A 19104-nucleotide genomic window follows, 5' to 3' on the forward strand; every position below is an offset into this window, starting at 1 on the left:
AAACGACTTAGATATCGATATTCGCCGCTTTCAGGGCATTCTCTTCGATAAACGCGCGACGCGGTTCAACGGCATCGCCCATCAGCGTGGTGAATAGCTGGTCAGCGGCAATCGCATCTTTCACGGTAACGCGCAGCATGCGACGGCTTTCCGGATCCATGGTAGTTTCCCACAGCTGTTCCGGATTCATCTCGCCCAGACCTTTATAACGCTGGATAGCGAGGCCGCGACGTGATTCTTTCTGCAACCATTCCAACGCCTGCTCGAAGCTGGCAACCGGCTGACGGCGCTCGCCACGTTCGATAAACGCATCGTCTTCGATAAGACCGCGCAGCTTCTCGCCGAGCGTACAAATACGACGATATTCGCCACCGGTCACAAATTCATGCTCCAGCGGATAATCGGTATCAACGCCGTGGGTACGCACGCGGATCACCGGCTCGAACAGGTTCAGTTCAGCGTCTTTACGCACAAAGCTGTTCCAGGTGCTGCCGTGAACTTCGTTTTCATTCAGCACGTTAACCAGCTGGGACACCCAGGTAGTGACTTTCGCTTCATCAGCGAGATCGGCTTCAGCCAGCGTCGGTTGATAAACCAGTTCTTTCAACAGCGCTTTCGGGAAACGACGTTCCATACGGCCAATCATTTTCTGGGTCGCGTTGTATTCAGAAACCAGTTTTTCCAGTGCATCACCCGCCAGCGCCGGAGCGTGGGCATTGGTGTGCAGCGTGGCACCATCAAGGGCGATAGAGATCTGGTACTGATCCATCGCTTCATCGTCTTTGATGTACTGTTCCTGCTTGCCTTTCTTCACTTTGTACAGCGGTGGCTGTGCAATGTAAACGTGGCCGCGCTCAACGATTTCCGGCATCTGACGATAGAAGAAGGTCAACAGCAGCGTACGGATGTGCGAACCATCGACGTCCGCATCGGTCATGATGATGATGCTGTGATAACGCAGTTTGTCCGGGTTGTACTCGTCGCGACCGATGCCGCAACCCAGCGCGGTGATCAGCGTCGCCACTTCCTGAGAAGAGAGCATCTTGTCGAAGCGCGCCTTCTCAACGTTAAGAATTTTACCCTTAAGCGGCAGAATCGCCTGGTTCTTACGGTTACGCCCCTGCTTCGCAGAGCCGCCCGCTGAGTCCCCTTCCACCAGGTACAGTTCAGAGTGAGCCGGGTCGCGTTCCTGACAGTCCGCCAGCTTGCCCGGCAGACCCGCTAAGTCCAGCGCACCTTTACGGCGGGTCATTTCACGCGCGCGACGAGCAGCTTCACGAGCACGCGCAGCATCAATGATTTTGCCGACGACGATTTTCGCGTCAGACGGGTTTTCCAGCAGGTATTCGCTCAGCAGTTCGTTCATCTGCTGTTCTACCGCCGATTTCACCTCAGAAGAGACCAGCTTGTCTTTGGTCTGAGAGGAGAATTTCGGATCCGGCACCTTCACGGAAACAACGGCAATCAGGCCTTCACGGGCATCGTCACCGGTGGCACTGACTTTGGCTTTTTTGCTGTAGCCTTCTTTGTCCATGTAGGCGTTCAGGGTACGGGTCATCGCCGCACGGAAACCTGCAAGGTGAGTACCGCCGTCACGCTGCGGAATGTTGTTGGTGAAGCAGTAGATGTTTTCCTGGAAACCATCGTTCCACTGCAGCGCAACTTCAACGCCGATACCGTCTTTTTCAGTGGAGAAGTAGAAGATATTCGGATGGATCGGCGTTTTGTTTTTGTTGAGGTATTCAACAAACGCCTTGATGCCGCCTTCGTAGTGGAAATGGTCTTCTTTGCCGTCGCGCTTGTCGCGCAGACGAATAGACACGCCGGAGTTCAGGAATGACAGCTCGCGCAGACGCTTAGCCAGAATGTCGTATTCGAACTCAACGACGTTGGTAAAGGTTTCGTGGCTTGGCCAGAAACGTACCTGAGTCCCCGTCACTTCGGTTTCGCCAGTGACCGCCAGCGGCGCCTGCGGCACACCGTGCATGTAAGTTTGCTGATGCACTTTGCCTTCACGACGAATCACCAGCTCCAGTTTCTGCGACAGGGCGTTAACGACGGAAACACCTACGCCGTGCAGACCACCGGAAACTTTATAGGAGTTATCATCAAATTTACCGCCTGCGTGCAGAACGGTCATGATAACCTCCGCCGCCGAAACGCCCTCTTCCGGGTGAATACCGGTTGGGATACCACGGCCATCATCGGTAACGGACACGGAGTTATCAGCGTGAATCGTTACCACGATATCTTTACAGTGACCCGCGAGCGCTTCGTCGATAGCGTTATCTACCACCTCGAATACCATGTGGTGCAGACCGGTGCCGTCATCCGTGTCGCCGATATACATACCCGGGCGCTTACGCACCGCATCCAGTCCTTTCAGGACTTTGATACTGGAGGAGTCATAAGAATTCGACATCAACGTTTCTCGCTCATTTTATCTTGGGTTAATCCGTTATTTTACCCTTTTCCACGGTAAACATCTTCGAATTTTCATCGGACATGTCTATAACGTGTTCAGCGCTGATTGCGCTGACAAAGACTTGAGATTGCGTAGCTTTTAAGCGGCTGGCCAGCAGCCCACGACGCGCATCATCCAGTTCAGAGGCAAAATCATCTATCAGGTACAGGCAGCGCCGTCCGCTTTCGCGGGTCAGGAACTCCCCTTGCGCCAGACGTAAGGCGCACATCAGCAGCTTGAGCTGCCCACGCGACAACGTGTCTTCCACCGGCGCGCCGTCGGCACGAATGCGAAAATCCGCCTTATGCGGACCGTGCGCGGTGTAGGTCAACATGCGATCGCGTTCAAAACTGCGTTCCAGCACTTCGGCGTAATCTGTCTCTTTCTCCCAGCCGCGCTGGAATGAGAAGGAGAGAGAGAACTCGGGAAGAAACTGCTGGCAGGTATCCGCCATATCTTGCGCGATACCGGCGCTGTACTCCGCGCGCCAGGCGCTGATTTGTTCCGCCAACGGGATCAGTTCTTTATCCCACGGGCGCAGTTGCTCATAACGACTTACCTGGCGCAGTGCCGCATTGCGCTGCTTGAGCAGCCGCTTCAGATTGCTCCAGGCAGTGAAAAAGCCGGCTTCATTGTGAAAGCATCCCCAGTCAAGGAATGCTCTTCTGTATTTGGGGCCGCCATTGAGTAAAGTAAACCCTTCAGGCGTTATCAGTTGCATCGGCATCAGGTGCGCCAGCTCGGCGACCTTGTGCCCGTCAGTGCCGTCAATGCGCACTTTGCTGTCGCCCAGTTTGTCTTTCGTCAGACCAATCGACGTCTCACGCTCATTACCCTGCAAACGCCCGTGTAAAACAAACGATTCTTGTTCGTGGCGAATCACGCGGCCAATTTGCAAACTACGAAACGCCCGGCCGTGGCCGAGCGTATAGATAGCTTCCAGCACGCTGGTTTTGCCGCTGCCGTTAGCGCCTACCAGGAAGTTAAAGCCGGGAGATAAAGCGAGATCCGCATTTTCAATATTGCGGAAATCTTTAATCAGGAGTCGGGATAGCGACATATCAACTCATAACCAGGGCGTTATCGTCGCAGTTAGTCTGGTTACGGCCAGCGCACAGCAACCGGAGCGTACTGAAGTACGTGAGGATTGCGAGCACTGCCCGGAGCCAGAATAACAAGTAAGATAGCCCGATATTCTTTACAAGCGCATAGGCATGACGACATAGGCTGCAGATTGTGACGCTGCATCTTCAATCTGTACGCTCGATACGGAATCGGTCAGCAGAATACGCACATTCTCGCACTTCAGCGCGTTCAGAACGTCCAGCACGTAGCTAACGTTAAACCCGATTTCCAGTTCAGTACCCGGATAGGAGACATCCAGAATTTCTTCGGCTTCTTCCTGCTCCGGGTTATTAGCGGTGATTTTCAGCTGGTTTTCGCTGACATACAGACGCACGCCGCGGAATTTCTCGTTAGAGAGGATCGCCGCACGAGCAAACGCCTGCTTGAGGATATCGCAACCGGCTTCCAGATGTTTGTCCGGATTCTTCGGCAGTACGCGGCGATAATCCGGGAAACGACCGTCAACCAGCTTGGAGGTAAAAATGAAATCCCCTACGTGCGCACGAATGTTGTTGCTGCCAATCTGGACGCGCAGCGGGTTGTCGCCGCCGTCAAGCATACGCATCAGCTCAATCACACCTTTACGCGGTACGATCACCGAATGGCTGGGCAACGGCTGACCGACAGGCATTGAACAAACCGCCAGACGGTGACCGTCGGTCGCCACAGTACGCAGCTCTTCCCCTTCGGTTTCAAACAGCATGCCGTTTAAGTAGTAACGCACATCCTGATGCGCCATCGAAAACTGCGTGGCTTCAATCAGGCGCTTCATCGTGGCCTGCGGCAGGGTGAATTCGACTTCGCTCTGCCAGTCATCCAGATTAGGGAAGTCGGCGGCAGGCAGCGTGGACAGCGAGAAACGGCTGCGACCAGAGCGTACCAGCATGCGGTCGCCTTCCAGTTGAACGGCTATTTCCGCGCCTTCCGGCAACCCGCGGCAAATGTCGAAGAATTTACGTGCCGGAACGGTGGTCGCACCAGGTTCATGGGGCTGGATCAACGCCACGCGCGCCACCATCTCCATTTCGAGATCGGTACCGGTCAGAGAAAGCGCACCGTCAGCGACCTGCAGCAGCAGGTTTCCGAGGATCGGCAGTGTAGGACGTCCACCCAGCGGGCCGCTGACCTGCTGAAGCGGTTTTAATAAATGTTCACGTTCAACGGTAAATTTCATAGCGTCACGAAGATAATGTTCTGATTAAATTGGAGAAATCTTCTTTAATATCATGGCTTTCTTCACGCAACTGCTCAATCTTGCGGCAGGCATGAAGCACGGTAGTATGGTCACGCCCACCAAACGCGTCGCCAATTTCCGGCAGACTGTGGTTGGTGAGCTCTTTTGCCAGCGCCATCGCCATCTGGCGCGGACGAGCTACCGAGCGAGATCGACGCTTTGACAGCAGATCCGCAATTTTGATTTTGTAATACTCCGCCACCGTCTTCTGAATATTGTCGATGGTGACCAGCTTTTCCTGCAAAGCCAACAGATCGCGCAGCGCTTCGCGCACGAAATCGATGGTAATCGCCCGGCCGGTAAAATTGGCGTTGGCGATCACACGGTTCAGTGCGCCTTCCAGTTCACGCACGTTAGAGCGTAGACGCTTGGCAATAAAGAACGCCACTTCCCCCGGCAGACGAATGTCGTTTTCGTCGGCTTTTTTCATCAGGATCGCCACGCGTGTTTCCAGCTCTGGCGGTTCGATCGCGACAGTCAGCCCCCAGCCGAAGCGGGATTTCAGTCGATCTTCAACACCATTGATCTCCTTCGGATAACGATCCGACGTCAGGATGATCTGCTGATTACCTTCCAGCAGGGCGTTGAAGGTGTGGAAAAACTCTTCCTGCGATCGTTCTTTATTGGCAAAGAATTGGATATCGTCAATCAGCAGCGCGTCAACGGAACGGTAGTAGCGTTTAAACTCTTCGATCGCATTGTTTTGCAGGGCTTTAACCATGTCCTGCACAAAACGCTCGGAGTGCATATACACCACTTTGGCGTTTGGCTTACGCGCCATAATGCCGTTACCGACAGCGTGCAACAGGTGAGTTTTACCCAGACCCGTACCGCCATAAAGGAATAACGGATTGTAGGCGCCCCCTGGATTGTCCGCCACCTGACGTGCCGCCGCGCGCGCCAGTTGGTTAGATTTACCTTCAACGAAGCTATCAAACGTGTGTTTGACGTTGACGTTAGAACGATAGGTAGGTTCAGCCGGAGCCGGGACGTTATCCCAGCCAGAACGCGCTGCCGGAGCGGCACGTTGCGGTTGCACTTGCTGGGTCACGTGGGCGGGCGCCACAACGTTGTTGACCGGCGTTTTCAGCGTTTGCGTGACGGGTTTAGTACCGACTTCAAAGCGCAGCTGTGGGGCATCCGCTCCGCAGAAATTATTGAGTAATCCATTAATATTATTGAGGTATTTATCCCTTACCCAATCGAGCACGAAACGGTTTGGCGCATACAAAGCCAGCGTGTTATCGCTCAATTCCGCCTGCAACGGGCGTATCCACATACTGAATTCTGTGGCTGGTAACTCATCCTGCAATCGGGCAAGACACTGCTGCCAAAGCGAAAGTGACACGGCGGACTCCACTCGAACAAAAGTCGATAAATGACAAAGGCTGAAACATTCATGATTGTTGACGCACACCGACAAGACCCTATGCAAAGGGTGACGTGCGAATTGCTATCTGCAATTTTTACCCGATCAGGATCCATGGAAACGATCGGGACCGCGGATCATAGCGTAAACTGAGAAAGAGATCTTCTGTTTCTCACAGATTCTTCCCGATTTATCCACAGGATGATCCAGAATCGGCTAAGTGTAAACGATCCTGGAGAAGTGCTGCAGGTTTTAGCGCGCATATTGAAAAAATTAATGAGTAAAGATGCTTTACTGCTTAAACGATCTAATAAAGATCCCGGGCGATCCTTGCGCTTTATCCACTAGCCCGTATAATTCTTACCCCCAGCGAGTAACGGTCGCCTAACGGCGTCAACGCTGCCTGTTTTTTACGCGAAACCGTGCGGAAAAAAGCGGGAAATAAGGAAAGAGAATTGACTCCGGAGTGTACAATTATTACAATCCGGCCTCTTTAATCACCCACACTGTGGCGTAAGTCGTTCGAAACTCGTTCGGGTATACGCAAAAGTCAGTGAATTTATTCAAGTTTAGGTAGAAATCGCCATGAAACGCACTTTTCAACCGTCTGTACTGAAGCGCAACCGTTCTCACGGCTTCCGTGCTCGTATGGCTAATAAAAATGGTCGTCAGGTTCTGGCACGTCGTCGTGCTAAAGGCCGTTCTCGTCTGACCGTTTCTAAGTAATAAAAGCTAGCCCCTGAGTGGTTAAGCTCGCATTTCCCAGGGAGTTACGTTTGTTAACTCCCACTCATTTCACATTCGTCTTCCAGCAGCCACAACGGGCTGGCACGCCGCAAATCACCATCCTCGGCCGCCTGAATTCGCTGGGGCATCCCCGTATCGGTCTTACTGTCGCCAAGAAAAATGTTAAACGTGCGCATGAACGCAATCGGATTAAACGTCTGACGCGTGAAAGCTTCCGTTTACGTCAGCACGAACTTCCAGCAATGGATTTCGTGGTGGTGGCGAAAAAAGGGGTTGCTGACCTCGATAACCGTGCTCTCTCGGAAGCGTTGGAAAAATTATGGCGTCGCCATTGTCGCCTGGCTCGCGGGTCCTGATAGCCCTCATTCGGGTCTATCAACGCCTGATCAGTCCGCTGCTTGGGCCGCATTGCCGTTTCACTCCAACCTGTTCGAGCTACGGAATTGAGGCATTGCGCAGGTTTGGAGTGATAAAAGGCAGTTGGTTGACGGTGAAACGCGTATTAAAATGCCACCCTTTACACCCTGGTGGTGACGATCCCGTCCCGCCCGGACCATTTGATACCAGAGAACACTAACGATGGATTCGCAACGCAATCTTTTAGTCATCGCTTTGCTGTTCGTGTCTTTCATGATCTGGCAAGCCTGGGAGCAGGATAAAAACCCGCAACCTCAGGCCCAACAGACCACGCAGACAACGACCACCGCAGCGGGTAGCGCCGCAGACCAGGGCGTACCGGCCAGTGGCCAGGGGAAACTGATTACGGTTAAAACTGACGTGCTTGATCTGACCATCAACACCCGTGGTGGTGATGTGGAACAGGCTTCGCTGCCAGCTTACCCGAAAGAACTTGGTTCTACCGAACCGTTCCAGTTACTGGAAACCACGCCACAGTTCATCTACCAGGCACAGAGTGGCCTGACAGGTCGTGACGGCCCGGATAACCCGGCAAACGGCCCGCGTCCGCTGTACAACGTCGAAAAAGACGCGTTTGTACTGGCTGACGGTCAGAACGAACTGCAGATCCCGATGACCTATACTGACGCAGCGGGTAACACGTTCACCAAGACGTTTGTACTCAAGCGTGGTGAGTATGCTGTCAACGTTAACTACAGTGTGCAGAACGCCGGCGAAAAACCGCTGGAAGTCTCCACCTTTGGTCAGTTGAAGCAATCCATCAATCTGCCATCTCATCGCGACACCGGTAGCAGCAACTTTGCGCTGCACACCTTCCGTGGTGCGGCGTACTCCACGCCGGATGAGAAGTATGAGAAATACAAATTCGACACCATTGCTGACAACGAAAACCTGAACGTCAATGCTAAAGACGGCTGGGTTGCAATGCTGCAACAGTATTTTGCCACGGCATGGATTCCGCGTAACGACGGCACCAACAACTTCTACACCGCTAATCTGGGTAACGGCATTGCTGCTATCGGCTATAAAGCACAGCCGGTTCTGGTACAGCCTGGTCAGACTGGCGCGATGACCAGCACCCTGTGGGTCGGCCCGGAAATTCAGGATAAAATGGCGGCCGTTGCACCGCACCTGGATCTGACCGTGGATTACGGCTGGTTGTGGTTCATCTCTCAGCCGCTGTTTAAGCTGCTGAAATGGATCCATAGCTTCCTGGGTAACTGGGGCTTCTCCATCATCGTTATCACCTTTATCGTTCGTGGCATCATGTACCCGCTGACCAAAGCGCAGTACACCTCCATGGCGAAGATGCGTATGCTACAGCCGAAGATTCAGGCTATGCGTGAGCGTCTGGGCGATGACAAACAGCGTCAGAGCCAGGAAATGATGGCCCTGTATAAAGCTGAGAAGGTTAACCCGCTGGGCGGCTGCTTCCCGCTGATCATCCAGATGCCAATCTTCCTGGCGTTGTACTACATGCTGATGGGCTCCGTTGAACTGCGTCATGCGCCGTTCATCCTGTGGATCCATGACCTGTCCGCACAGGACCCGTACTACATCCTGCCGATCCTGATGGGTATCACGATGTTCTTCATCCAGAAGATGTCGCCTACCACTGTGACCGACCCGATGCAGCAGAAGATCATGACCTTCATGCCGGTTATCTTCACTGTGTTCTTCCTGTGGTTCCCGTCAGGTCTGGTGCTGTACTATATCGTCAGCAACCTGGTAACCATTATTCAGCAGCAGCTGATTTACCGTGGTCTGGAGAAGCGTGGTTTGCATAGCCGCGAGAAGAAAAACTCCTGATACTCTTCATTCTTCAAGCCGCAGGTGCGTTGGCTGCATTTGCTTGTCCCAGGAGCTTACGGAAGTCAAGCTCCTGGGGCTCACAAACTTGCCGCCTTCCTGCAACTTGAATTATTTCGAGTATTCACGGTAAAGTTAATGCCAGAGAAGGCGGTCAATAGACCGCCTTTTTTACATTTATAAGAGAACTATCATGAGCCATAACGACACCATCGTCGCTCAGGCCACCCCTCCGGGACGTGGTGGCGTGGGTATCCTGCGTATCTCCGGCCTAAAGGCGCGTGAGGTCGCAGAAACCGTACTGGGGAAACTACCAAAACCGCGTTATGCCGACTATCTGCCGTTTAAAGACGTGGATGGCAGCGCGCTGGATCAGGGGATTGCCCTGTGGTTCCCCGGCCCGAACTCCTTTACCGGTGAAGACGTTTTAGAGCTTCAGGGTCACGGCGGTCCGGTAATTCTTGATCTGCTGCTCAAACGTATTCTGACGATTCCCGGGCTGCGTATCGCCAGACCGGGCGAATTCTCCGAGCGCGCGTTTCTCAATGATAAGCTCGATCTGGCCCAGGCAGAGGCCATTGCTGACCTGATCGATGCCAGCTCAGAGCAAGCCGCCCGCTCGGCGCTGAACTCATTGCAGGGCGCATTTTCCGCACGGGTAAATCATCTTGTGGAAGCGCTCACTCACCTGCGTATCTATGTGGAAGCGGCAATCGACTTCCCGGATGAAGAAATCGACTTCTTATCTGACGGCAAGATTGAAGCGCAGCTCAACAGTGTTATCAGCGATCTCGATGCTGTTCGTGCCGAAGCGCGTCAGGGCAGCCTACTGCGCGAAGGGATGAAGGTGGTGATTGCCGGACGTCCTAACGCCGGGAAATCGAGCCTGCTGAACGCGCTGGCAGGTCGTGAGGCGGCTATTGTGACCGACATTGCGGGGACGACTCGCGACGTATTGCGTGAGCATATTCATATCGACGGTATGCCGCTGCACATCATCGACACTGCGGGCCTGCGCGATGCCAGCGATGAAGTTGAACGCATCGGTATCGAACGTGCGTGGCAGGAAATCGAACAAGCCGACCGTGTGCTGTTTATGGTTGATGGAACCACCACCGACGCCGTAGATCCGGCTGATATCTGGCCAGACTTTATTGCCCGTCTGCCAGCCAAACTGCCAATTACCGTGGTGCGTAACAAAGCGGATATTACCGGTGAGACGCTGGGCCTTAGCGAAGTAAATGGCCACTCACTGGTTCGCCTCTCTGCACGTACTGGTGAAGGCGTTGACGTGTTGCGTAACCATCTCAAACAGAGCATGGGCTTTGAAACTAATATGGAAGGCGGCTTCCTTGCGCGTCGTCGTCACCTGCAAGCGCTGGCTGAAGCGGCGGAGCATCTCGAGCAGGGCAAAGCCCAACTGCTCGGAACATGGGCCGGAGAACTGCTGGCGGAGGAGCTACGTCTGGCGCAGCAAAACCTCAGTGAAATCACCGGGGAATTTACCTCCGACGATCTGCTGGGACGAATTTTCTCCAGCTTCTGTATTGGTAAGTAATTCTTCAGAAATTGGCCGTTAATGAAAAATCCCGCCAGCACGTTCTCTGGCGGGAACTACATAAATTATCATTTCATCGACAGCAATTTTTCATAGCTGGGATAAATATGCGGGATCTTTTCACTACTGCCATCGGGATAAGTTGCCGTAAGTTTGCCTGGAGCATCTGGAGGTGTCAAAGTAACAACTTTATCGAAATGAATGACTGGCTCAATAAGGATGGTTTGAGTATCCCTAAGCCGAAAACGTCTTCGCCATTTTTCGGGGCCGGTATTTCCACCAAATAATTTCAAACTCGTTGTGTTATCAATATGGTTTGCCACCATAGGGAAAAAATCCGTTTTTAAATCAAGATCTCCACTGACCTCTTTTGCCCTCCCTGTCCCATACCCATCACTGAGGCCATAATCTCCAAAATCAAAGATATAACTGGTCTCAATGACTTCTTTTCCTTTCACCAACGGAATATTATCCGCAATCCTGAAACTTACTCTCAGTGAATTTAGCTGCCACTGGCACGGCCCACCACCATCAATGGCAATACTGGTCTGCCACAGCCCCCCCATTCCCTGCCGGACGAAAGGCTGCGTAAAACCGTTGTATCCCCGCACAGGGTAAGATTCAAAGCTGGAGTTATAGCTTTTATCCATACACTTTTCAGAGCGGTAAAGTACCTGCATCGGCATTAGAGTGATGCCCTCAGGCATCCGGAATGACACGCTGACACGTCGGGCATTATCAGGAGGGGAAAGCGTCTGATCCGTGTTATCTCCGCACCCACAAAGTAGTGCGATAGTTAACACAATGACGTTAATTCTATTAAAATAATTCAACGCTTTCCTCCGTCACCGCCGCGAAACGGGTCAGGGCATTGCGGCCAACTTCATCAGACTCCATGAGTTGCAGGGCTATCGGCAGTAAATCCTGAAGCATCAGAAATTCACGGTTACGCTGGATCTCATCCGGCTGCCCGTTACTGGATGCACTTTTCTCAACCTCATCGCGAAATCGCATCCGCATCTCTTTTCTTCTCATCTTTAGCTCCGGATTTGCCAGTTCAAGCAGTTGATTATGGATGTAGGGCAAATAGCGGTGCGCCATCGAATGACTTTGCGGATCCGTACCTAAACCGTTCAGAGTCGGATTGGTATTTTTTGGAAAGGTCTTTGTCAGACTGAGCGGAGTGAGGCACTGGATGAACGTTTCCTGATGCTCACCGCTAGATTTCAGACATTCATCATTCAGAGAAGGAACCAGATATAGTTTTACGCCCACAAAATGGCGTGTGTAGATCTGTCCGTCGAGAAGGCTTTTGTGGTTCTGGCTGGCAACCCGCATTGAACACTGCTCTGCCCGGAAAAAAATCACCGTTTTACCGTGATGCCAGTATGGATCTTTTTTCTCTACAAGCCCCACAGATTGATACGCTAGATCCCGCACAGCGCCCCCAAGACCGGCAGTCGTCGTCAGTGACCAGTCAAACCCCAGCTTATCCCCTAATGGTCCCCATTTCTCATAAAACGCATTATCCAGATCGGCATCCGGAGGGATTTGCGTGATTGAGTCATTGTCGTTGACGTGCCGGTAATGGGTAATGCTACCCAAAAAAGATATTGCCGCACGGGTAAATGTACGCGGCATTCCGTAGGTATACAGTATAGGCTGATTGGTTTTCATCTCTGCGGCATATAGCAATGCTAACGCACCGCCTAAGCTATGCCCGCAGATAAAAAGTTTTTTCTCTTTATCTAAAATTGCCTTAACAGAATCTAGCTGTTCCTTAAATTTCCGTTTAGCCAGCTCATAAGCCTCCAGAAATCCCCCATGAACATTTCCCGCCCCAGCCAGTTCCGGCAAACAACGCTTTGGTGCAAATGATAAATCAGTTAGCACATTCAACAGACTATCAGTCCCACACCATGCAACCAGCACATGCGTGCCACATTCCACCGTAAAGAGCCGGGTGTCCCCCTCCGGTTGCTCACTATCTTTCGTGCTCAGATACACTGGTGGGAGATAGCGGTCATGAAAAGGGACATCGACCGCCAGCGTGTGGTACCAGGAAGGAAATTCAGCGAACAGAGGAATGCATGATAGATCCTGACACTTATTCCGGAAGAAATAGTTGATAGTTTTATTATCTTTTTCTGCCGCATAAACCAAGTCAGCCATAATGCCGAGATTCAGTGCGTTGGCGAGGTCATAGTTTTTTGTATCGTGCAGTGCCAATACCCATGCCCGAAATGGACAGATTTCAATAACGTGTCTTTTTTCCAGCAGTTCACAGGGGATCTCCGTCCCCCTCAGGGAGCGATTCGGTGGGAAATGAAATTCCGGAGGCTCCGGTTCATCCCAACCTTCAATCAACGGTAGGCGGTCGCATAACTCCCCGATAGTGACATAGTGATACACATGATTAGCCGCTTCTGTTTTTTCCTGTGCATTTGAGCGCCAGATATTGTCACGGATGCCCGACCAGAACATATTTTTACTCTCTGGCTGGCTGTTAGGATTACGTCTGACACCCAGTGGCCGCAGTGTCATCACATCAGCCAGTTGCTGCCCATCCGTCTTAACATCTACAGTTATCCAGTAAAGATCATCAAACCGGACCAATCCTTGATTGTCGGTAACGCCCGCTGGAGGGTTGGGAGGAGGTGTTGAGTTGTAGCTATTTTCACGCTGATGCCATACTGATGATGTCAGCGGACGATATTCCAGCCTGACATTAAGCCCGCATACAGGAATGTTATTCTCATCGACAAACTGCAGTTCAAGCCAGTATTTATGCGGCTCACCACGGCAATAAACGATTTTTCCTTTCGGTTTTATACTCGTAACGCAGGTATTATCACCAATAATTTCCATGTCAATCCCTTGCATTTTGTATTGCTATTTTTAACCCATCTTATCTCGTACATTTATTAACCAATATAAATACATTCCGAATCAACAATGGATTTCCTCTTAGGAAATCACGGTTGTCCAAATGGCAACTCGCACAGACAACCCTCTCCCCGTATTCTTAGCGCCACTTTCCTCATGAGGTCGCTATGACACGCTTTCTAATCTGCAGTTTTGCCCTGGTTCTGCTTTATCCCGCTGGAATTGATATGTATCTGGTGGGGCTGCCCCGTATTGCGGCCGATTTACAGGCCAGCGAGGCGCAACTGCATATCGCGTTTTCGGTATATCTGGCGGGAATGGCAACGGCGATGCTATTCGCCGGTAAAATTGCCGACCAGTCAGGACGCAAACCCGTCGCCATTGCGGGTGCTCTCATTTTTATTGTCGCCTCCTCGCTATGTTCGTTCGCCGAGAGCGGTACGCCGTTTCTTGTTGGCCGCTTTATTCAGGGTGTAGGCGCAGGCTGCTGCTATGTGGTGGCTTTCGCCATTCTGCGCGATACGCTCGACGATCGCCGCCGGGCGAAGGTGCTGTCGCTGTTAAACGGTATCACCTGCATCGTGCCGGTGCTGGCGCCGGTGATGGGGCATTTGATTATGCTGAAATACCCGTGGCAGAGCCTGTTCTACACGATGATCGGCATGGGAGTAGTCGTTTGTCTGCTGTCGGTGTTTGTCCTGCGAGAATCGCGCCCAGCGACGCTCCCGGCATCTGCAGAAAAGAACCACTGCGCTGAATCGCTGGTGAACCGTTTTTTCCTGAGCCGTCTGGCCATTACCACTCTCAGCGTGTCGGTGATCCTGACCTTTGTGAATACGTCTCCTGTTCTGCTGATGGAAGTGATGGGCTTCGACCGCGGTGAGTACGCCACTACGATGGCCATGACTGCAGGCGTCAGTATGGCGGTCTCTTTCTCTACACCATTCGCCCTGAGCGTGTTTAAGCCTCGCGTTCTGATGCTGACCTCGCAGGTGCTGTTTCTGTGTGCAGGCGTGGTGTTAATCCTTGCTACTTCACACGCGGTAACGTTGTTCGGGTTAACCTTAATCTGCGCCGGGTTCTCGGTCGGCTTCGGCGTCGCCATGAGCCAGGCGCTGGGGCCGTTCTCGCTGCGTGCGGGGGTGGCAAGCTCGGCGTTAGGCATAGCTCAGGTTTGCGGTTCCTCGCTGTGGATTTGGCTGGCAGCGGTGCTCGGCCTTGATGCGCTGAATATGCTGATCGGGATTCTGATTGGCTGTAGCATAGTGAGTATCATGCTGATTATCACTGTTGCCCCAAACCGGTCCGCGCTCACTCATGAAGAAATCCCTCAGCAGTCTCGATCTTAATTTATTGCTCTGCCTGCAGCTCCTGATGCAGGAGCGCAGCGTCACCAAAACCGCCAAACGAATGAACGTCACGCCGTCGGCGGTCAGCAAGTCGTTGTCGAAGCTGCGAACCTGGTTTGACGATCCGCTGTTTGTGAACACCCCCCTTGGGTTAACGCCAACGCCGCTGATGGTCAGCATGGAGCAGAACCTGGCGGAATGGATGCAAATGGGCAACCAACTGTTGGATAAGCCACACCATGAATCGCCTCGTGGGCTGAAGTTTGATTTGGTAGCCGAAACGCCACTGGTGATGATCATGTTCAATGCGCTCTCCCGGCAGATTTATCAGCGTTATCCTCAGGCGACGATTAAAATACGCAACTGGGACTATGATTCGCTGGATGCAATCATTCGTGGCGAGGTGGATATTGGCTTTACCGGGCGCGAAAGCCATCCGCGTTCGCGTGAGCTGTTAAGTTTGCTGCCGTTGTCGATCGACCATGAAGTCCTGTTTTCCGATCTCCCCTGCGTCTGGCTGCGTGAAGATCATCCGGCATTGCAAGAAGAGTGGAATCTGGACACATTTCTGCGCTATCCGCACATCAGCATTAGCTGGGAGCAAAGCGATACCTGGGCGCTGGATGAAGTCCTGCAAGAAATGGGGCGTGAGCGTAATATCGCGTTATGTCTGCCCGGTTTTGAGCAGTCGCTGTTTATGGCCGCGCAGCCAGATCACGCGCTGATAGCTACAGCCCCGGTCTATTGCCGACGTTATAACCAACTCTACCAGCTCCCGCTCGTGGCGCGACCGATGCCATTTGATGCCGCACAACTGGAAAAAATGCGCGTACCGTTCACTCTTCTTTGGCATAAACGTAACAGTCATAATCCTAAGATCGTCTGGTTGAAAGACACGATCAAGGCGCTTTATCGCGATATGTCCTGACGATCCGCCGCTACGATGTTGCTGTATCGACCACTTTTGCAACAGAAATGTAAATATCGCGTAATGAATCCCATTTTCGACTACTTTTTAGGCAGTAAAGCCTGCCCGAAAGCCGCGTAAATGTTACTCTGGTGATAATCACGGACCATTAATCACGGAGCGAAAATGGCGACACATTTTGCCAGAGGGATTCTTACGGAGGGACACCTAGTATCAGCTCGCCTCCCTTCTCCATGTCATATCGAAGCAAGAGATCTACCTGCTCATCGCCGGACACGTTTCCTGGCTTCCCGAAGTCTTCTCGCTGAACTGATGTTTATGCTTTACGGCACCAGTACGCTGCCCGAGATTGCTACTCACTCCAAAGGAAAGCCCGTTTTTCGCGATAAGAACCTGCCGGGATTTTCGATTTCTTATGCCGGCAATATCGTCGGCGTTGCGCTAACCACGGAAGGAATATGCGGCCTGGATATGGAGCTTCAGCGGGCGACTCGCGGCTTTCACAATCCGAATTCAGCGGAAACCTGGCGCTTTTCCAACAACGAGAATCTGTGGATAAACAATCAAAACGATCCTAACGAAGCGCGCGCGCAGCTCATTACATTGCGCCAGAGCGTACTCAAACTCACTGGCGATGTATGCAATGACGATCCGCGCGAACTCCAGCTTTTACCCGGCGCTGGACGCCTGAAATGTGCCCATGTTGCGCAGATTGAAGCCATTTGCGACGCGGAAGATGTGCTGGTGTGGTCGGTTGCGGTTTCGCCAGCCATTGAAAAACTCAAGGTTTGGGAGTTTGATGGTAAGCAGGACTGGAAAAGTTTGCCTGATATCCAGACTCGCGCCAATGAGCCAACGGGTCGTCTGATCCGGTTCTCGCAATTATGCGCAGCGAAGAGCCATACGCTTTGATTTAACCTTTATGATGAAACAGGAGTCACCATGTCTGAAACAATGAATGTTGTTACGTTACTGGGAAGTCTGCGCAAAGGTTCGTTTAATGGAATGGTTGCCCGTACGCTGCCCAAGATTGCTCCAGCGGGAATGGAAGTGAACGCACTGCCGTCGATTGGTGATATCCCACTGTATGATGCCGATCTCCAGCAAGATGAAGGTTTTCCGGCCAGTGTAGAAGCGCTGGCAGAGCAAATCAGGAAAGCTGACGGTGTCGTCATCGTCACACCAGAATATAACTATTCTGTCCCTGGAGGGCTGAAGAATGCCATCGACTGGCTGTCCCGCCTGCCCGATCAGCCATTAGCCGGCAAGCCGGTGCTGATCCTGACCAGCTCCATGGGCGCTATTGGCGGCGCGCGCTGCCAGTATCATCTGCGTCAAATCCTGGTGTTCCTCGACGCGATGGTAATGAACAAGCCGGAATTTATGGGTGGCGTGATTCAGAATAAAGTGGACCCGCAAACAGGTGAAGTGATCGATCAAAGCACGCTGGACCACCTGACCGGCCAGTTGACCGCATTTGGCGACTACATTCAGCGTGTAAAAGCCTGATAACAAAACTTGCCAACTACTCTTAAATAATCCAGTAAGCGCTTATGCATCTGGATTATTTTCTTATTTTATTTGCGTAAATCTGTCTATAAATCACTGTTGTCTGTTTTTTCCCCTTCATTATTGTGCCATAGTGTTACCATCATGGCTGTTGCAATAAAATCAATAAATATATCTAATATTTTTCCGACATTTTGTCTACCGTGAACAATGGATATACCATGGACAGGACATTTTCACATCTAAGGACCGCATTATGTAGCAGTACACAACTGGAGAAATCCATGTATGCCTGCCTACAGTCGATACCTGATTCAATTGTTTGTGATGGTATTTTCTTTAACTATTATCGAAGTGATATTCGCTGTATCCAGTTTTTAGCATTAGCGACGCACAAAACAGCGCGACTGAAACGGGATATCATCCCGATTCCTGAAAATATAGCCAAGCGATTCAATCACTCAGATAACTTCTCTACCCAAGTGATCGATACTCTGAGCCAATGTCCGCTGACTGAATATGTCGTTAATACCTGCTTTCGTAATATCAAATCTCTAATCCTGATGCGTATGCACCTGGATGGTCTACGGCTTGGCGCGATGGGTATATTTAGTCACCGAGCTAATGCTTTTACACCTCAACATGCTGAATTATTCGAATCAGTACGGGGAGAGCTCTCTTTACTGGCCTTTATTGCCCTTTCCCGACATAATCTTTTATTAAATAATACGCCTCCTGCTATTCCCGAGCTATATGCCACAGAAGAGAGTGAAAAATTTGTCGTCAGTCAAACTAATCTTCCTCTGTTTCAGTTGTATCATTCATTGAATAAGCTGGCAAACAGTGAACTGCCTGTTTTATTACTGGGAGAGAAAGGGGTTGGAAAAAACTCACTCGCTTCCGAGCTTCAGCAACAACGTTCAAAGCGCAGTGGTTATTATGGATTGATTAATCCTCAGGGGCAGTTGATCGTCATGAAAAATGGTGTACTGAACCGCACAATAACTATTGATTTCAACAAACCACCTAACATAGCTTCATTTTTGATCTTGCATCAGGGATCTTTACTGATAAAAGAAATAAATTCTTTTCCGGATCGTTGGCAAACGTTTTTACTGGCGCTGCACTCAAATTACAGTGAGTATTGCCAGCTACAGATTATTGCCATACAAACACTTCCATTTTCAATGGTAAAAAACACACTTCATCACGATATATCCACTCACTGTCTGACAAACCAACATTATGCAAACACCCTTTGTCAGGTCGTTACATTGCCACCTTTGCGGCATCGCTATGATGATATTCCTCTGCTGCTGACCTATTACCTGAGGAAGCTATCAAGCCAGTATAAACGCACTTCTTTACCTGTTCTGGGTGATGATTCACTACGCTTATTATTGAAGTATCACTGGCCGGGCAACATTACGGAATTGATAGGATTATTAGAAAATGCGTTTTTCCGTTGCACGGGCAATGAGTTACACATTGTCCTACCAAAGGAGAGAAATGCGATAGCCATCCCTCCGCTTGATGACGCAATGCGCCAACATATCCAAATGGCGTTACAACAAAGTCAGGGGAAAATATCAGGTAAAGGCGGTGCAGCAGAGTTACTTGGGGTTAACAGCAACACGCTATACAGCAAAATAAAAAAACTGGGCATTGTGGTGAAAGAAAAATAATCTGACGTCCCCTTTCCCTCTTCA

General features: G+C 51.4%; 17 protein-coding genes. 11 read left to right on the plus strand and 6 right to left on the minus strand.

Features of this window, described 5'->3' with window-relative positions; all coding sequences use genetic code 11:
• Window positions 1–7 precede the first annotated feature (7 nt).
• From gyrB to dnaA, 4 genes are all read right to left on the minus strand, one after another.
• Window positions 8–2422, minus strand: a complete 2415-nt coding sequence (gene gyrB, locus OGX99_RS06065; protein ID WP_187253929.1) for a DNA topoisomerase (ATP-hydrolyzing) subunit B — start codon at window positions 2420–2422, stop codon at window positions 8–10.
• Window positions 2423–2450: 28 nt separating this feature from the next.
• Window positions 2451–3524, minus strand: coding sequence for a DNA replication/repair protein RecF (recF, locus tag OGX99_RS06070; protein ID WP_286542967.1), 1074 nt, complete (start codon window positions 3522–3524; stop codon window positions 2451–2453).
• A 138-nt stretch (window positions 3525–3662) separates the two neighbouring features.
• The gene (dnaN, locus tag OGX99_RS06075) at window positions 3663–4763 is read right to left on the minus strand and encodes a DNA polymerase III subunit beta (protein WP_005121477.1); all 1101 of its coding nucleotides are present in this window, start codon (window positions 4761–4763) and stop codon (window positions 3663–3665) included.
• A gap of 4 nt (window positions 4764–4767) precedes the next feature.
• Window positions 4768–6171, minus strand: coding sequence for a chromosomal replication initiator protein DnaA (gene dnaA, locus OGX99_RS06080; RefSeq protein WP_286542969.1), 1404 nt, complete (start codon window positions 6169–6171; stop codon window positions 4768–4770).
• 297 nt (window positions 6172–6468) lie between these two features.
• Here dnaA and OGX99_RS23865 point away from each other — a divergent pair, with 297 nt between their 5' ends.
• From OGX99_RS23865 to mnmE, 6 genes are all read left to right on the plus strand, one after another.
• Complete coding sequence (locus tag OGX99_RS23865) at window positions 6469–6540, plus strand: hypothetical protein (protein WP_420869113.1); 72 nt, start codon at window positions 6469–6471, stop codon at window positions 6538–6540.
• Window positions 6541–6777: 237 nt separating this feature from the next.
• Entirely contained in the window at window positions 6778–6918 is a 141-nt protein-coding gene (gene rpmH, locus OGX99_RS06085) for a 50S ribosomal protein L34 (RefSeq protein ID WP_003023858.1), read from the plus strand.
• Between the two features lie 17 nt (window positions 6919–6935).
• On the plus strand, window positions 6936–7295 hold the full coding sequence (gene rnpA, locus OGX99_RS06090; RefSeq protein ID WP_003844432.1) for a ribonuclease P protein component: 360 nt from the start codon (window positions 6936–6938) through the stop codon (window positions 7293–7295).
• The gene (gene yidD, locus OGX99_RS06095; protein ID WP_003023846.1) at window positions 7259–7516 is read left to right on the plus strand and encodes a membrane protein insertion efficiency factor YidD; all 258 of its coding nucleotides are present in this window, start codon (window positions 7259–7261) and stop codon (window positions 7514–7516) included. The genes rnpA and yidD overlap by 37 nt, the downstream gene beginning before the upstream one ends.
• 2 nt (window positions 7517–7518) lie before the next feature.
• On the plus strand, window positions 7519–9165 hold the full coding sequence (gene yidC, locus OGX99_RS06100; RefSeq protein ID WP_187253930.1) for a membrane protein insertase YidC: 1647 nt from the start codon (window positions 7519–7521) through the stop codon (window positions 9163–9165).
• Window positions 9166–9358: 193 nt separating this feature from the next.
• Window positions 9359–10723: a tRNA uridine-5-carboxymethylaminomethyl(34) synthesis GTPase MnmE gene (gene mnmE, locus OGX99_RS06105; RefSeq protein ID WP_286542970.1), complete on the plus strand. Its 1365-nt coding sequence runs from the start codon at window positions 9359–9361 to the stop codon at window positions 10721–10723.
• A gap of 68 nt (window positions 10724–10791) precedes the next feature.
• On the opposite strand, the gene OGX99_RS06110 is transcribed toward mnmE, so the two are convergent.
• Window positions 10792–11373 (minus strand): hypothetical protein, encoded by a 582-nt coding sequence (locus OGX99_RS06110; RefSeq protein WP_247605087.1) that lies wholly within the window; start codon window positions 11371–11373, stop codon window positions 10792–10794.
• A gap of 169 nt (window positions 11374–11542) precedes the next feature.
• On the minus strand, window positions 11543–13591 hold the full coding sequence (locus tag OGX99_RS06115) for a lipase family protein (protein ID WP_286542971.1): 2049 nt from the start codon (window positions 13589–13591) through the stop codon (window positions 11543–11545).
• 185 nt (window positions 13592–13776) lie between these two features.
• Here OGX99_RS06115 and OGX99_RS06120 point away from each other — a divergent pair, with 185 nt between their 5' ends.
• The 5 genes from OGX99_RS06120 to OGX99_RS06140 all read left to right on the plus strand — a co-directional run bounded on the left by OGX99_RS06120 (window position 13777) and on the right by OGX99_RS06140 (window position 19080).
• Window positions 13777–14958 carry an MFS transporter gene (locus tag OGX99_RS06120; protein WP_210905549.1) on the plus strand — a complete coding sequence of 394 codons (1182 nt, stop codon included), beginning with the start codon at window positions 13777–13779 and terminating at the stop codon, window positions 14956–14958.
• Window positions 14927–15886 carry an HTH-type transcriptional regulator YidZ gene (yidZ, locus tag OGX99_RS06125; protein ID WP_286542975.1) on the plus strand — a complete coding sequence of 320 codons (960 nt, stop codon included), beginning with the start codon at window positions 14927–14929 and terminating at the stop codon, window positions 15884–15886. Before OGX99_RS06120 ends, yidZ begins: the two co-directional genes overlap by 32 nt.
• A 165-nt stretch (window positions 15887–16051) precedes the next feature.
• Entirely contained in the window at window positions 16052–16798 is a 747-nt protein-coding gene (locus tag OGX99_RS06130) for a 4'-phosphopantetheinyl transferase family protein (RefSeq protein ID WP_151217156.1), read from the plus strand.
• Between the two features lie 30 nt (window positions 16799–16828).
• Window positions 16829–17395 (plus strand): NADPH-dependent FMN reductase, encoded by a 567-nt coding sequence (locus tag OGX99_RS06135; RefSeq protein WP_286542978.1) that lies wholly within the window; start codon window positions 16829–16831, stop codon window positions 17393–17395.
• A gap of 284 nt (window positions 17396–17679) precedes the next feature.
• Window positions 17680–19080, plus strand: a complete 1401-nt coding sequence (locus OGX99_RS06140) for an AAA-type ATPase lid domain-containing protein (RefSeq protein ID WP_210905548.1) — start codon at window positions 17680–17682, stop codon at window positions 19078–19080.
• The last annotated feature ends 24 nt before the right edge of the window (window positions 19081–19104 follow it).

It is taken from the genome of Citrobacter sp. Cu096, from assembly GCF_030332285.1.
Classification (GTDB): Bacteria; Pseudomonadota; Gammaproteobacteria; order Enterobacterales; family Enterobacteriaceae; genus Citrobacter; species Citrobacter meridianamericanus.

Excerpts from the sequence above, each read along its gene's own strand:
- OGX99_RS06110 (WP_247605087.1), bottom strand. The coding sequence starts at position 11,373 with ATGGATAAAAGCTATAACTCCAGCTTTGAATCTTACCCTGTGCGGGGA.
- OGX99_RS06140 (WP_210905548.1), top strand. The coding sequence starts at position 17,680 with ATGTATGCCTGCCTACAGTCGATACCTGATTCAATTGTTTGTGATGGT.
- yidZ (WP_286542975.1), top strand. The coding sequence starts at position 14,927 with ATGAAGAAATCCCTCAGCAGTCTCGATCTTAATTTATTGCTCTGCCTG.
- OGX99_RS06115 (WP_286542971.1), bottom strand. The coding sequence starts at position 13,591 with ATGGAAATTATTGGTGATAATACCTGCGTTACGAGTATAAAACCGAAA.
- yidD (WP_003023846.1), top strand. The coding sequence starts at position 7,259 with ATGGCGTCGCCATTGTCGCCTGGCTCGCGGGTCCTGATAGCCCTCATT.
- dnaN (WP_005121477.1), bottom strand. The coding sequence starts at position 4,763 with ATGAAATTTACCGTTGAACGTGAACATTTATTAAAACCGCTTCAGCAG.
- mnmE (WP_286542970.1), top strand. The coding sequence starts at position 9,359 with ATGAGCCATAACGACACCATCGTCGCTCAGGCCACCCCTCCGGGACGT.
- OGX99_RS06135 (WP_286542978.1), top strand. The coding sequence starts at position 16,829 with ATGTCTGAAACAATGAATGTTGTTACGTTACTGGGAAGTCTGCGCAAA.
- rpmH (WP_003023858.1), top strand. The coding sequence starts at position 6,778 with ATGAAACGCACTTTTCAACCGTCTGTACTGAAGCGCAACCGTTCTCAC.
- gyrB (WP_187253929.1), bottom strand. The coding sequence starts at position 2,422 with ATGTCGAATTCTTATGACTCCTCCAGTATCAAAGTCCTGAAAGGACTG.
- recF (WP_286542967.1), bottom strand. The coding sequence starts at position 3,524 with ATGTCGCTATCCCGACTCCTGATTAAAGATTTCCGCAATATTGAAAAT.
- OGX99_RS06120 (WP_210905549.1), top strand. The coding sequence starts at position 13,777 with ATGACACGCTTTCTAATCTGCAGTTTTGCCCTGGTTCTGCTTTATCCC.
- OGX99_RS06130 (WP_151217156.1), top strand. The coding sequence starts at position 16,052 with ATGGCGACACATTTTGCCAGAGGGATTCTTACGGAGGGACACCTAGTA.
- yidC (WP_187253930.1), top strand. The coding sequence starts at position 7,519 with ATGGATTCGCAACGCAATCTTTTAGTCATCGCTTTGCTGTTCGTGTCT.